Annotated in this window: 13 protein-coding genes; 7 read left to right on the top strand and 6 right to left on the bottom strand. The window is 67.9% G+C overall.

What is annotated here, in order from left to right:
- Positions 1–121 precede the first annotated feature (121 nt).
- On the top strand, positions 122–802 hold the full coding sequence (gene msrA, locus NA11_RS29440) for a peptide-methionine (S)-S-oxide reductase MsrA (RefSeq protein WP_069165294.1): 681 nt from the start codon (positions 122–124) through the stop codon (positions 800–802).
- 82 nt (positions 803–884) lie between these two features.
- Here the strand turns inward: msrA and NA11_RS29435 are convergent, their stop codons facing one another.
- Positions 885–1,499, bottom strand: a complete 615-nt coding sequence (locus NA11_RS29435) for a hypothetical protein (RefSeq protein ID WP_069165293.1) — start codon at positions 1,497–1,499, stop codon at positions 885–887.
- Positions 1,500–2,030: 531 nt separating this feature from the next.
- On the opposite strand from NA11_RS29435, the gene NA11_RS29430 reads away from it, so the two are divergent.
- From NA11_RS29430 to NA11_RS29415, 4 genes are all read left to right on the top strand, one after another.
- Complete coding sequence (locus NA11_RS29430; protein ID WP_084655179.1) at positions 2,031–2,402, top strand: rhodanese-like domain-containing protein; 372 nt, start codon at positions 2,031–2,033, stop codon at positions 2,400–2,402.
- Positions 2,403–2,494: 92 nt separating this feature from the next.
- On the top strand, positions 2,495–3,544 hold the full coding sequence (locus NA11_RS29425) for a DUF4328 domain-containing protein (protein ID WP_069165292.1): 1,050 nt from the start codon (positions 2,495–2,497) through the stop codon (positions 3,542–3,544).
- Positions 3,541–4,308 carry a glycerophosphodiester phosphodiesterase gene (locus tag NA11_RS29420; protein WP_069165291.1) on the top strand — a complete coding sequence of 256 codons (768 nt, stop codon included), beginning with the start codon at positions 3,541–3,543 and terminating at the stop codon, positions 4,306–4,308. Before NA11_RS29425 ends, NA11_RS29420 begins: the two co-directional genes overlap by 4 nt.
- Positions 4,309–4,484: 176 nt before the next feature.
- A complete protein-coding gene (locus tag NA11_RS29415; RefSeq protein ID WP_069165290.1) occupies positions 4,485–5,405 on the top strand; it encodes a DUF5926 family protein in 921 nt (306 codons plus the stop codon).
- A gap of 265 nt (positions 5,406–5,670) precedes the next feature.
- Here the strand turns inward: NA11_RS29415 and NA11_RS29410 are convergent, their stop codons facing one another.
- From NA11_RS29410 to NA11_RS29395, 4 genes are all read right to left on the bottom strand, one after another.
- Positions 5,671–6,219, bottom strand: coding sequence for a ferritin (locus NA11_RS29410; RefSeq protein WP_069165289.1), 549 nt, complete (start codon positions 6,217–6,219; stop codon positions 5,671–5,673).
- A 71-nt stretch (positions 6,220–6,290) separates the two neighbouring features.
- Positions 6,291–6,839, bottom strand: coding sequence for a ferritin (locus NA11_RS29405; RefSeq protein WP_069165288.1), 549 nt, complete (start codon positions 6,837–6,839; stop codon positions 6,291–6,293).
- Between the two features lie 10 nt (positions 6,840–6,849).
- Positions 6,850–8,178, bottom strand: a complete 1,329-nt coding sequence (locus tag NA11_RS29400) for an LCP family protein (RefSeq protein ID WP_174567753.1) — start codon at positions 8,176–8,178, stop codon at positions 6,850–6,852.
- Positions 8,179–8,559: 381 nt separating this feature from the next.
- The gene (locus tag NA11_RS29395) at positions 8,560–9,348 is read right to left on the bottom strand and encodes a CPBP family intramembrane glutamic endopeptidase (RefSeq protein ID WP_069165287.1); all 789 of its coding nucleotides are present in this window, start codon (positions 9,346–9,348) and stop codon (positions 8,560–8,562) included.
- 392 nt (positions 9,349–9,740) lie between these two features.
- Here NA11_RS29395 and NA11_RS29385 point away from each other — a divergent pair, with 392 nt between their 5' ends.
- On the top strand, positions 9,741–10,850 hold the full coding sequence (locus NA11_RS29385) for an FAD-dependent oxidoreductase (protein ID WP_069165285.1): 1,110 nt from the start codon (positions 9,741–9,743) through the stop codon (positions 10,848–10,850).
- A 117-nt stretch (positions 10,851–10,967) separates the two neighbouring features.
- Here NA11_RS29385 and NA11_RS29380 read toward each other — a convergent pair whose 3' ends face one another.
- Positions 10,968–11,735: a DUF2470 domain-containing protein gene (locus tag NA11_RS29380; RefSeq protein ID WP_069165284.1), complete on the bottom strand. Its 768-nt coding sequence runs from the start codon at positions 11,733–11,735 to the stop codon at positions 10,968–10,970.
- Positions 11,736–12,162: 427 nt separating this feature from the next.
- Between NA11_RS29380 and NA11_RS29375 the strand changes: the two genes are divergently transcribed.
- On the top strand, positions 12,163–12,579 hold the full coding sequence (locus NA11_RS29375; RefSeq protein WP_069165333.1) for a hypothetical protein: 417 nt from the start codon (positions 12,163–12,165) through the stop codon (positions 12,577–12,579).
- Positions 12,580–12,757: the final 178 nt, after the last annotated feature.

Raw genomic sequence — 12,757 nt, 5'->3', positions numbered from 1 at the left:
GATGCCCCCGCATTCCGGTGCCGCACCGCGACGTTGCGGTACTGGTTCGCGACTAATGCGGGCTGTGCATCGTCACGTCACCGGCATCGGCACCGTCGAACCTCACGCGTAGCATCGAACCATGTCGTGGTACGACGAACTAGTGGGGCGGCTGCGCCTTACTGGGCCCGTCATGGTCGCCGAGGATCGAGCACTGCCCGGCCGGGCAGAACCGATCCTGGTGCCGGGTACCCACTTCGTCAACGGTCACCCCATCCGCCCGCCGTTTCCAGCGGGCCTGCAGGTCGCGGTGCTGGCTATGGGCTGTTTCTGGGGCGCCGAGCAGGAGTTCTGGCAGCTCGACGGGGTATATACGACGGCCGTCGGATACGTCGGCGGCTATACGCCGAACCCGACCTATGAAGAGGTGTGCAGCGGCCAGACCGGGCATACCGAGGCCGTACTGATCGTGTTCGATCCCGCGGTGCTCGACTACCCGAGTGTGCTTCGGCACTTCTGGGAGAACCACGATCCGACCCAGGGCATGCGCCAAGGCAACGATCGCGGCACCCAGTATCGTTCGGCGATCTTCACCAGGGACGCCGAGCAGGCCGAGACCGCGCGCGGCACCGCCGCGGCCTTCGGCGAGCGGCTCGCCGCGGCCGGGTACGGCGCGATCACCACGGAAATCACCGAGCTGCCCGATCTTTCGGCGTTCTACTACGCGGAGGGCTATCACCAGCAGTATCTGGCCAAGAACCCCGGCGGCTACTGCCCGGTGCACGCGACCGGGGTCAGCTGCCCGGTCGGCTTGGGCGCCTGAGGAACTGGACCGCGGGTGAACCTACTGTCTTCGGGCAGAAAAGGACCGCACCTCCGGTAGTCCGGCTGTGCGGTCTCGGCGTTCAGAGTGGCGGTGCGATACCGGGCCTGGTGGCGCGCGGATCGCCAGCGTCGTGCGCCGCCCACCAGCGCTTGCCGCCCGCGATGAACTCGGCCAGCGAGATCTCCCTGCCGTTCGAGTCGTGGATGAGTACGTTGTCGAACCACACCCTGACGTCGAGCTCGCGCGGGTCGATGCCTTCCTCCTGGGAGAACTCCATCACGTGCGCCGACTCGTGGTCGTCGATGGTGGTGTCGAAGCTCAGCAGCTCGCCCCACAGGGCCCAGCCGCTGTCGTCGAGGTCGATGAATTCCCAGCCGTGCAGGCGGCCGCCGCCGAAGCTGCGGATCGCCTCGTCCAGACCATCCAGTTGCAGGGGGAGCACCTGGGCGTCGACGTCATCCCAGTTTTGCGTCCGCAACGAGGCGGCAACCCGGCTGACCCCAGTGAAGGTCAACTTAACGCGGGAGTCTTCGGTCGGGGTGCCTTGCTCCGCCGGAAGGGTCAGCACTTCTAGGCCGAGTCGTAGTTGTCCAGCCGGTGCGTCGACCTCCAAGCCGAGGCACGTGGCCTCGGAGAGTGCGACGTTGAGGCCGGCTGTGTCCATGCCGTCGAGTAGCCCCCTGCTCACGTTCATGGCCACAGGCTACCGATAGCTACCGGTGGAGCCCAGTATTTAAGTTTTTCGTTAGTGTTCTCGTTTTTTATGGAACCGAATCGGACTCGCGGCCGTCCAAGTAGTTATCGGGACTCGTCGCACCGCGAGTTCCGAGGTCGGCGGGCGGATGACCGCTCCGGGATTGGTGGGTGGAGGGGAGTCTCGGATCGGTCGTCCGCGTCGCCCGACGCAGCGGCAGGTCTGCTGAGCACCCTTGATCGGCGCGGGACACCCGCGTCGGGCATCCGAAATGAAGTAGCCGACCAGTTGCTTTGATAGCCGAACACTGGAACGGAGGCGCAGTCTGATAGCGCCAGCCTGTGGATGAGGTTGTGGATTATGTGGATAACTCTGTCGGAGATATGCACAAGCGCCACGCGAACCGGGCATCGCTCACGGTTCCGGGACGCAGAACATACCTGAAGTACCGGCGTGCTGTCGAGCCGCTCGAGCTGCCGGCCGCTCACCGGAACTCCACGGCACCTCGACGACCATGGCAGGATCGAAACCGTGACGAGTCCCCACGTTCCTTCGGTACCGGTGGACGCGGTGCCGAGCGAATTCGACAGCAGCGCCCCTGCCACGGCCGACGCCGCCCGAGCGATCCTGCTCGATGTGCGCGAGGACGACGAATGGCAGCTCGGGCATGCGCCGGGGGCGATCCACATTCCGATGGTCGATGTGCCTGCCCGGGTGGACGAGCTGGACTTCGACGTCGATCTCTACGTCATCTGCAGGCAAGGCGGGCGTTCCCTCCAGGTGGTCGAATACCTCACGCACATCGGCTTCGAGGCGATCCAGGTCCGCGGTGGGATGGTGGCGTGGCAGCAGTCGGGCCGCCCACTGGTGGCCGACGGCGACCGGCAGGCGAAGATCTATTAGCGGGCCCAGGAGGCATGCGGCATGAACGTCAGGCCTGGAAGCGGCAGCTTGCGTAACCATGTAGGGCTAGTGAATGCCGCCGAGGAGGCACAGTGAGTACGGTCGTCCAACCGTGTGCGCGGTGTGGCGCGCGCTGGGCCGTGCAGTCGGCCCCGATGCACTGGTGTCCGCGCTGCCGCGGCGTGCTGCTCTCGCCCGCGCCCATCGACGCGCCCGCCGAACGACGCAACTACCGCTGGGTGGCGCGACGGCCCGACCATCGGGTGCGCCGCCCGGCCGCCGGACGGCCCGCCTCGCGGGAAACCCCGCGCTACACCCAGATTCCGCGCTGGGGCCTGATCGACCAGCCCGCGCCTGCCGCGACCGACGCCGTGTCGAGTCCGTTCGCCCGCTTGACCGCTCGGGTCTCCACCCTGTTGATCGCCACCGCGGCGGTCTTCGGTGTGGCCGCCTTCGCCGAGGTGCTTCGCTATGTTTTGTTGCTGCGCAACCGCACCCGGCTGATCCACCCTGCGCTGCTGTTCTGCTCGGACGCGCTGGTGATCGGCGCGGCGCTGCTCGCCGTTGTGCTCGCGCTGCTTGCCGCGCTCGGGGTGCTCGGCTGGCTGATCCGGACGCGCCGCGCCACCTTTGCGGCGGCAGGCCGCGACGATCCGCGCTCGGTGCGAATGCTGGTGCTCGGCAGCCTGATTCCCGTCGTCAACCTGCTGTGGCCCGGGGTTTTCCTGACCGAGATGGTCGCGCAGCGTGACGATCCGCGCGCGCTGCATGCGGTCCGGATCTGGTGGGCCGCCTGGGTGTTCGGCGGTCTGGTCGCCGCGGCCGCGCTGCTGTGGCGGACTGCGGACTCATTGCAGGTGAAGGCCGACGGGGTGCTGTTCACCGCGGGCACCGACCTGGTCGCCGCCGCGGTCGCCGTGCTGACCCTCGCCATGATCAGGACGGTCGAGCAGCAAGACCTGCGCGGCCGGAGCAGGTCCGCCCGGCGCTGGGTGGTCGCCGTCGACCCGGCCGTTCCGGTGATCGAGCCGGTGCACCCCGCGGGGCAGGCCCCGGGCGAGCGGGCAGGCGAAGACCAGGAAACCCAGGATGACCACAACGGTGCACTGGACCGTGAGCACGAGGAGGTTATGGCCAAGTGAGCCAGGACAGTCGGGCGCCGTTCGTCGTCGCGCATCGCGGTGCGTCGGCGGCGCGTCCCGAACACACACTCGCCGCATATGAATTGGCGCTGCAGGAGGGCGCGGACGGTGTCGAGTGCGATGTCCGGCTGACCAGGGACGGTCACCTCGTCTGCGTGCACGACCGCACCGTCGACCGGACCTCGTCCGGCACCGGCCTGGTCAGCGAGATGACGCTGGACGAACTCAAGGAACTCGACTTCGGCGTCGACGGCGCGCCCGCCGAGGTGCTCACCCTGGCCGAGCTGATCAGCCTGGTGCTGGACTGGCGGAGCAGGCCGACCAAGCTGTTCATCGAGACCAAGCATCCGGTGCGCTACGGCGCGCTGGTGGAGAACAAGCTGCTCGCCGAGCTGCAGCGGTTCGGCATCGCCACCCCGGCCTCGGCCGACCATTCCCGCGCCGTAGTCATGTCTTTCGCGGCTACCGCGGTCTGGCGGATCCGCCGCGCCGCGCCGCTGCTGCCGACCGTGCTGCTCGGTGAGTCGTCGCGCTACCTCGGCGGTAGTGCCGCGACCACGGTCGGCGCTACTGCTGTCGGACCGTCGGTGAAGACGCTGCGCGACCATCCCGAACTGGTCGACAAGGCTGCCGCCGCAGGCCGCGCCACCTACTGCTGGACCGTCGACGAACCCGACGACGTGCGCCTGTGCGCCGATCTCGGCGTCAGCTGGGTCGCCACCAACCATCCGGGGCGGACGAAGGCGGTCCTGGACGCTGCGTGATCGGTCGCACGGCCGAAGGTGCCTCCGGCCAAGGCATTTGGTCACGTGAACCCGCCTCGGCACCGCCACCGATCGGTCGCGACGGGCCGATGCGCGCCACGCGTCCAGAGTTTGGTGCCATCCGGTGTCGTGGCGCGCGGTGTACCAGCGCTGCGCACCATGTAGGTTGACCCCCCGTGGGAAAGAGCAAGCGCAATAGTCCTAAGCCCGGAGGGAACCGGGCGCAGCGTCTCGCCGAGCGGAAGGCAGCGCTGGAGCAGGCGGCCGAGTCCGTGACGCGTCCCTTCGAGGGACTGGCCGCGGAGTGCGATCTGGTCGCGCTGCGCGAATTCGTGCCGTCGGCGACCGCCGAGCTGAAGCTAGCGTCGAGTGTCGCGGCGGAGCGTCCGGTGGTCCTTGCCACTGTGCTGCCCGGTGCGGTCGCCGCGCTGGTGCGGGCCGGCGACGAGCCGAGCGGCTACGTCGGCGCGCAAATGCAGTTCCAGGGCACCGATCCCGGGAGCGATCTGGCCGCCGCCATCCTGTGGACGCAGTCCGCGGAGCCGGGCGACTCGCTGGCCTCGGTGGAGAGCGTGGCGGGCGGCCCTCGGCTGGCCGACGTGATCGATGCCGGTGCGGACCTGGATCTCACGGTGCACCAGGACTTCGACTGGTGGGTGCCCGAGGGCGTGCAGCCCGACGCGCAGGTCGCCGCGACCATCGAGCAGGCCAAGCAGGCGATCATGCCGTCGGCGCGGATTGCGTTGGGCGCGGACGCGGTTGGCGCGGCGTGGTGGGTGGATGCCGGCGAGAAGGCGCACATCCGCTGGGTCCGTCCGGAGGACGAGGACGACCTGATGCTGGCGCTGGCGCGCGTGCACGCCGCCGGTGGCCTGCAGCTCGGCGAGGGTTCCCGGTTCGCGGGTTCGTTCCGCACGCACGGTGTGCTCGTCCCGGTCTTCGACTTGGACCCGGAGCGGCATGCCGAGGAATGGACCAAGCCCGCACAGGAATTCGGCGCTCGGCTGGCCGAGGCGCTGGCCACGGATGCCCCGCTGGCCGCCGACGAGCGGCGTTCGCGGGACGGCCTTCGGTCGCGTCAAGTCACCTTGCGCTGACGCGCTGAAATTAATGGAAAGAATTTAGTGAAAAACACATGTTTCTAATCTCGTCTGAGGCTAGATTCTCAGCTACACCGAAAGTTGGTGCAGGTGAGGGCAGTCTCACTGAACTGATGAGGAAAGTAGGAACACCATGGACATCATTCTCGCGTTGATCAAGGCCCTCAGCTCTTTGAGTGCCAGCTAGAAGAGCACCATGGAACAGCAACAGGCCCAGCCCGTCGCGGCGGGCTGGGCCTGTTGGCCGTCGTGGAATTGCGGGTCAGATTGATCCGCCTGCGGCGGAAGGGGCACCGGAAGCATCACTCGGTCCACCCATTTCCCTGGCGATGAACTCTTCCAGATCGAACAGGTTGGACCCGGCGCGATCGGCAATGGTGAGCAGCGTGGTCATATTCGCGACCTCCTCGACCTGCTCCTTCAGGAACCACTGCATGAACTGCTCGCCCAGGTAGTCGCCCTCTTCGCGGGCGGTGCTCGCCAGCTGGATGATCTGGTCGGTGACCGTCTTCTCCTGGGCGAGCGCGAGGGCGATCGGCTCACGCACATTCTCGAACTTGGATTTGGCAGCGTCGATGCCAGAAATGTCGACACTGATATCCCGGTCGAGGAAGTACTGCACGATCATCATCGCGTGGTTGCGTTCTTCTACGCCCTGGGCGTAGAAACGCTTGGCCAACTGCGGCAGGTCCGCATTGTCGAACCACACCGCGATAGCGATGTATTGATGCTCGGCATTGAATTCGTGCCTGATCTGGTCGTGAAGCAGGCTGTGGAATTTGCTGCGCGGGGACTCCGGATGGCTGGACATAGAGGCGACATTAGCGCTGGTCAGGCCGCGTGTCATCCAAGTGCAACCTTATTGAGGCTAGTATTGCCTAATTAATTCTTCGCTGCCCCAGCCATTCTCGGGGTGGTGTTGTCGACTCGGTGCGGGGTCCGCAGCTCGCGTGCGATGAACTCTTCGACGTCGAACAGATTGCCCTCGGCGCGGTCGAGCACCGTCAGCAGGGTGGTCATCTTGGCGACCTCCTCCACCTGTTCCTTGAGGAACCACTGCACGAAGCGCTCGCCGAGGTAGTCGCCCGACTCTCTGGCCGCGCGGGCGAGCTCCGAGATCTGCGTGCTCCGGCCCTGCGCCGTCGCCAGCAGGAAATCTATTGCGGCACGGGGAGATTCGAAAGTGGAACGAATCTCGTCCAAACCGGTGACCTGGACGTCGAGATCGCGGTCGAGCAGGTACTGGACCATCCGCAGCGCATGCCCGTGCTGCTCGGCCGCTTTGCCGTAGCAGTGCTTCGCCAACTGGGGCAATCGATGCGCGTCGAGATAGACGGCGGCCGCCAGGTACTGCTGGCCTGCGGTGAACCCGCGACGGATCTGCGTGCGCAACAGCGGAGGGAACGGCTTCTCGGCATCGTTGTCCGTCATGTCTTCGACGTTACCGCGTCAGCAGATCCTCCGGAATCGATCGGTCATTGGCGAGTGCGTCGAAGAACTGGCCCGCCTTCTGCTTGTCCCAGAGCAGCACGTTCCCGCTGTCGGTGTCGTCGAAACCGCCGATCGGCACCGTCGTGGCCACCGTGTCGCCGCGCATCGCCCAGCCGAGCTGCGCCAGATCCCAGATGTGGTCGCCGTCATCAACTTTCAGCGATTTGGCGGTGTCGGTCATCAGCGGCCACAGCTTGAACGGGTTGGTCAGGGTCGACGTGCTCGTCGCCTTCTTCAGCAGCGCGGCCATGAAGAGGCGCTGGTTGTTCATCCGGTCCAGGTCGGCGAGCGCCGTCGCGCGGCTGCGCACGAAGCCGAGAGCCTCTGGGCCGCTCAGCTTCTGGCAGCCCGCAGGCAGGTTGATGCCTGCCAGCGGATCGTCGATGGGCTTCGGCAGACAGACGTCGATGCCGCCGAGCGAATCGACGACGCCGGCGAAACCGCTGAAGCCGATCTGCGCGTAGTGGTCGATGTGCAGGCCGGTGGCGATCTCGACGGTCTGCACCAGCAGCTGCGGGCCGCCGAACGCGAACGCGGCGTTGAGCTTGTCCTTGCCGTTGCCGGGAATGCTGACGTACGAGTCGCGCGGCAGGCTGACGAGCGTTGCCTTGCCCGACTTCGGGATGTGGACCAGCAGGATGGTGTCGGTGCGCTCCGGACCGACCTCGCCGCCGGTGGCCAGCTCCTGTTCCTGCTCGGGCGTCAGGCCTGCGCGGCCGTCCGAACCGACGAGCAGCCAGTTGGTGCCAGGCGTGTCGCCGATGCGCTGCGCGTAGTTGGCCAGCGCTGGGATGCGGGTCAGCGAGCCGTCGAGCTTGATCACACCGCCGATCGCGGCAAGCACGAGGACCAGCAGCAGGACCAGGAGCCAGCGGAAATAGTGACGCTTACGGCGCGGGCGCTGCGCCTTGGGCGGGCGCTGGCCCCGTGGCGGACCGGGCGGTGGCGGTGGATCCTGCCGATACGGCCGCTGCGGGGGCGCGGACTCGCGGTAGGGGACCGGCTGTTGTGTCGGCGCGTGCGTCGGCGCGCGCCGAGTCTTGTCGAGCGGCGGTGGTGTGCGCGACCCGGCAGGTGGCGGCGGGACCTGCGAATACGCGAGTGGCGGCGGCCCGTTCCTGCCGTCCCGGCGCAGCACCTGGGTCGGCTCGATGCGTGGCGCGTGTGGATCACCGGGCGGCGGTCCCGCGCGGTGCGGACCCGGTCGCTGCATCGGTGGCCGGCCGGGCGGCGGCACCCGGCGCAACGGCGCGCGGTACTGGGGGTCGTCGCCATTCATCACTGAGACTCTACTTATCGCTCGTCGTTCAGGCTGGGCATGCGACGGACCGATCTTGCTCCAACCCGAGCGTGTCGAATATCGCGCACACCGGCCGGAGCACTCCCCGTTCCGAGCACTCTTCTATGAATTCGCGTGCGCTACGGCACCGTTATCGCACTGCGGAGAACAGTTCCGTCACGGTGCGTATTTGCCCAGGTGAGAGGCCGTGCTCACGATCGAAATGTGTTTGTCGACACCGCGGGACCAGCTCGGCGGTCGTGATCACACTCATTCACCGGGGCCCGAATGGCCGATCGCAGATCGGTCAGCGCGCCGAATTGTGTTCGAGTGGATACCGCGCCTACACCACGTAAACCGTCCTTGCCCAACCAGTATCGGTCAGGGCAGCCACGAAACGTGGCCGCGCAGTGCGGTGTAACCGAGGTAGGCGACGGCGTCGATCGTGGCGTGGGCGAGGACCAACGGCCAGAGTTTGTTCGTTCGCTGCCAGTAGCGGCCGAAGATCAGGCCCATCACCAGGTTTCCGATGCCGCCGCCGAGGCCCTGGTACAGGTGGTAGCTGCCCCGGAGCAGGGCCGAGGCCAGCAGCGACGAGTTCTCCGACCAGCCGAGTGTGCGCAGGCGGGTGATCAGGAAGGCGACCACGATGATCTCCTCGGCCAGCGAGTTCGCGCAGGCGGACAGGATCAGCGCGGGCAGCCGCCACCAGTGATCGCCGAGCGACGCGGGCACGATCGTCACGCTCACCCCCATGGCGTGCGCGACCAGATAGAGGCCGAGGCCGGGCAGTCCGATGATCGCGGCAAGCACCAGTCCTGGCAGTACGTCCGCGCGCCACCGAAGTCGCGCCGCAAGCCCGACCAACCGTGGCCCGATGCCACTGCGCCACAACAGATACAGGCCGAGCGCCGCCCAGCCGAGCAGCCGGGCCACGCTCAGCAGCTGGAACAGCAGATCGATGGTCGACTGCGTCGACCGCGACGGATTCAGCGCCACCGTGCGCCCACCGATGCCGCCCGGCGCCAGCGCACTCTCCAACAGCGACAGCCCCGCATTGAGCCCACTGAGCCCGAACGTCACCACCAGCACGACCGCGATCTCGAGCTTGATCCCGAGCCGCTCCCGTTCGGTCAGCTCGACCCGCTCCGACTCGCCCTCAGCACGCATGCCTCGAATCTATTGCCAACGCCGCACCAGGGACGACGCGCACCACCGACCAGGTCGGCGCCGATCGCCCACCCGCGACACCGCGGATTGCCACGCGTTGGCACTGTTCGGCTGCTCGACCCAGATCGCGTCGATCACTGTGTCCGCGGACACCGCGCGCCGCTGTGCCGGCCGATAGCGATGCGGCAGCACCGTTGCGCAGCTGATGGTGTCCGCGCCGAGCAGGTCGGTCAGCCCGAGTGGAGAGCGCGTTCGTCGATCCTGGCCGCTGACACCGATCCGGCGACGCAAGCGGGGTGCAAGGGCGGCGCACCGAACGCAAGGACCGTGCAACTCCGGCTCGCCATCGTCGTAAGCCTGATCGAAAAACACGACACAGCATAGGAATTGCGATGACAACTCCGGTCACGATCATCGGCGCCGGACTCGGCGGACCCATGCTGGCCCGGGTCTTGCACGTGCACGGCATCCCGGCCACGGTCTACGAGGCGGAATCCGCACCGACGGCGCGCGCCCAGGGCGGGATGCTCGACATCCACGACTACAACGGGCTTCGTGCCATCGAAGCGGCCGGCCTGATGGACGAGTTCCGCGGCATCGTCGTGCCGGGCCGTCAGGCGCTTCGTGCGCTCGGCTCGGACGGGACTGTCCTGTTCGAGCGGGCCGACGACGGCACCGGCGGTCGCCCCGAGGTGCAGCGCGCGGAGCTGCGTCAGCTGCTGCTCGACGCACTCCCCGAAGGGACCGTCCGGTGGGGCCACCGGGCCAGCGGCGCTCGCACTCTCGACGCGGGCCGCCACGAAGTGACCTTCGCCAACGGCGCCACCGTCACGGCGAGTCTGCTGGTCGGCGCCGACGGCGCCTGGTCACGGGTCCGGCCGTTGCTCACCACCGCCACACCCGAATACGTCGGCGAATCGGCCGTGGAGACCTACTTGTTCGACGCCGACAACCGCCACGCCGCCGCGGCGCAAGCGGTCGGCGGCGGGATGCTGGTCACGAGCGGGCCCGGCGGGCAAATCCACGCGCATCGGGAGAAGGGCGAGATCTTGCACGCCTACGTGATCCTGGAGCGGCCGTTGGACTGGTTCGCCGCCATCGATTTCGCCGACGTCGCCGCGTCCACCGCGCGGATCGCGCACGAATTCGAGGGCTGGGCACCGGAACTCACCGCGTTGATCACCGACAGTGACACCGCACCGATCCACCGGCCCTTCTACGCACTGCCTGCCGGACACCAGTGGGATCGGGTGCCAGGGGTGACGGTGATCGGCGACGCCGCCCATCTCGCGCCGCCGAACGGCGAAGGCGCCAACCTTGCCATGGTGGACGGCCTCGAACTCGGCAAAGCTCTTGCCGCGCATCCGGGCGACGTCGAGGTCGCCCTCACCGAGTACGAACTCGCCATGTTCCAGCGCGCCAGCGAGGACAACGCCGAGGCCGTGGAGGATTTCGCCGAGCTCTTGGCGGCCCTCGCCAGCGGTGAGTCGGTCAGCGGCTGATCGCCTTGTGCGACAAGGACAATGAGGTGGCCACCGGCAAGGTGGCTACCTCATCGGCAGCCAGCAGACTGGGCCGATGTGCGCGAAGGCAGCCCGGGAGACCGCAGGCTGCGCTGGTCAGATCCGGCGCAGGCCGTTGAGGAAGGGGCAGCCCGCCAGGGTGCGGACGGCGCGGCTGAGCGACTCGATGTCGTCGGCGGGGGAGGTGAAGGGCAGGCGGAAATCGTGGTCGCCGTCGCGGCCTTCGACGCGCAGGGTCAGGCCGTAGCGGTCGATGGCGAGCGGGTGCACGATGCCGTGCTGCAGGCGCGGTGGCAGGTGGCGGGCCAGCTGCGCGACGACGTCCGCGTGGTCGGCGTCCATGTGCTGCAGCCACGCGGATTCCAAGGTGCAGAAGGGATCCGGCTCGGCCTGGCGCAGCTCGTCGATGGTGACCGATTCGGCTCCGGTCGAATCGGCGACCACCGCGGAGTTGATGACGACGCGCAGCAGCGTCGCAGTGTAGCCGACATCGAGCAGGCCGGGATCCGGGTGCTCCTTGGCGACCTCGGTGGCCAGCGCGCGCTGCGCCTGGGTCGGCACCGCGCGCACCCAGCCGCGCAGCCACACCAGCGCTCGAACGGGTTCCCGCAGCGGCAGCGGGGCATGGTCGGTGAGTTCCAGCACCGCGGGTGCGCCCGCGTCCGGGGAGTTGCCCGCCAGGACGGCGGCGACCGAGGTGGTCGGCACCGCGATCACCGCATCGCCGCACTGGCGCAGGTGGTGCACGGAGATCGGCGTCGGATCGATGCCGGGCATGGCAAGCACTGCTTGCTCCGCGTGCGCGCACGCACTGCGCACCCGCTCAGCGGTGGACGGTGCGACAGTGGGTGTCGGACGCGGCATACAAACCTCCGTGGTCAGGGCTCTGCTCGCCTCGCTCGGCGCTCAATTAGGTTACCCTAAGCTAAGTGACGCGACGACCATCCGCAAGCGTTCGCCCCACCCTGATCCTGAGAATTCTCCCGACGTTCAGTGCAGCTGAACGCGTTTGGCGGCTGAGTGATCAGAGCCGGAGTAAGCCAGTGCAGCGTCATCGCGCAGGAACGTGCTCGGCCGTGTCGGATCGCGGCGAAGCGATCAGCGGCGTAGGAGGTAGCGGAGCGCGATCTCGCAGGCGCCACGCGAACCGAATCACGTAACGCGACGAGCTCGCCCGGCCGCAAATCGGATGGCGGCGAGGGGCAGGGGCGGAGTGGGCAGCGCAGCAGCACCGCGTCGGTACTCGCTCGGTAGCGAAGTCGACACCGCCGCCGGTTGTTACGGTGGATCGGTGGCGGATGGAGCAGAAGCAGCGCGGGAACCGGTGCTCGTGGCATTGACGGCGCTTGCCAGGCGCAGCCTGGTCGAAGGCCTGGTACGCGCGCCGTCGACCAGCGCGATCGAGGCGACTCCGGTCCTCGACGCGGACGCCCCCGACGCCGACATCGCCGACTTCCTGGCAGGCATTGCCCACGCCGAGACCGGCTACATCGCCCGGACCGCCTCCGGCGAACGTGCCATCGCCATCGTCGCCGCGACCGCCGCCGCACTCTGCGGCGAAGATATCCGCGCCGCCCTCACCACCCCCGACCTCGCCTTCCTGACCGCGCTCAAACCTCCTGCGGTCGAGGCACTCCGCTCCGTCCTGCTCGCCATCGAAACCGACGCCGTCGACGAGGTCACCCGAGCTCTGCGCCCACTCGCCTGACGCCGCGTCCGACGCTGTCGCGACCCGCAGCTCATGGTTGCCGGGAACCGGTGGTGGCATTTTGCGGAGTGGGGTCCGCGTGGGTGCACTTCCGGCGCTGCCGCGAGCCCCGACTCATGGTTGCCGGGAACCGGTGGTCGCATTTTGCGGAGTGGGGGTCCGCGCGGGTGCACCTCCT

Origin of the sequence: Nocardia altamirensis NBRC 108246 (assembly GCF_001612685.1) — a bacterium.
Taxonomy (GTDB): domain Bacteria; phylum Actinomycetota; class Actinomycetes; order Mycobacteriales; family Mycobacteriaceae; genus Nocardia; species Nocardia altamirensis.
Note: the sequence above shows the minus strand (reverse complement) of the source record. Positions and strands in the feature narration are given on the sequence as shown.

Coding starts and splice junctions, on each gene's coding strand:
- NA11_RS29405 (WP_069165288.1), bottom strand. CDS start 6,839: ATGACGGACAACGATGCCGAGAAGCCGTTCCCTCCGCTGTTGCGCACG.
- NA11_RS29400 (WP_174567753.1), bottom strand. CDS start 8,178: ATGAATGGCGACGACCCCCAGTACCGCGCGCCGTTGCGCCGGGTGCCG.
- NA11_RS29395 (WP_069165287.1), bottom strand. CDS start 9,348: ATGCGTGCTGAGGGCGAGTCGGAGCGGGTCGAGCTGACCGAACGGGAG.
- NA11_RS29410 (WP_069165289.1), bottom strand. CDS start 6,219: ATGTCCAGCCATCCGGAGTCCCCGCGCAGCAAATTCCACAGCCTGCTT.
- NA11_RS29380 (WP_069165284.1), bottom strand. CDS start 11,735: ATGCCGCGTCCGACACCCACTGTCGCACCGTCCACCGCTGAGCGGGTG.
- NA11_RS29435 (WP_069165293.1), bottom strand. CDS start 1,499: ATGAACGTGAGCAGGGGGCTACTCGACGGCATGGACACAGCCGGCCTC.
- msrA (WP_069165294.1), top strand. CDS start 122: ATGTCGTGGTACGACGAACTAGTGGGGCGGCTGCGCCTTACTGGGCCC.
- NA11_RS29385 (WP_069165285.1), top strand. CDS start 9,741: ATGACAACTCCGGTCACGATCATCGGCGCCGGACTCGGCGGACCCATG.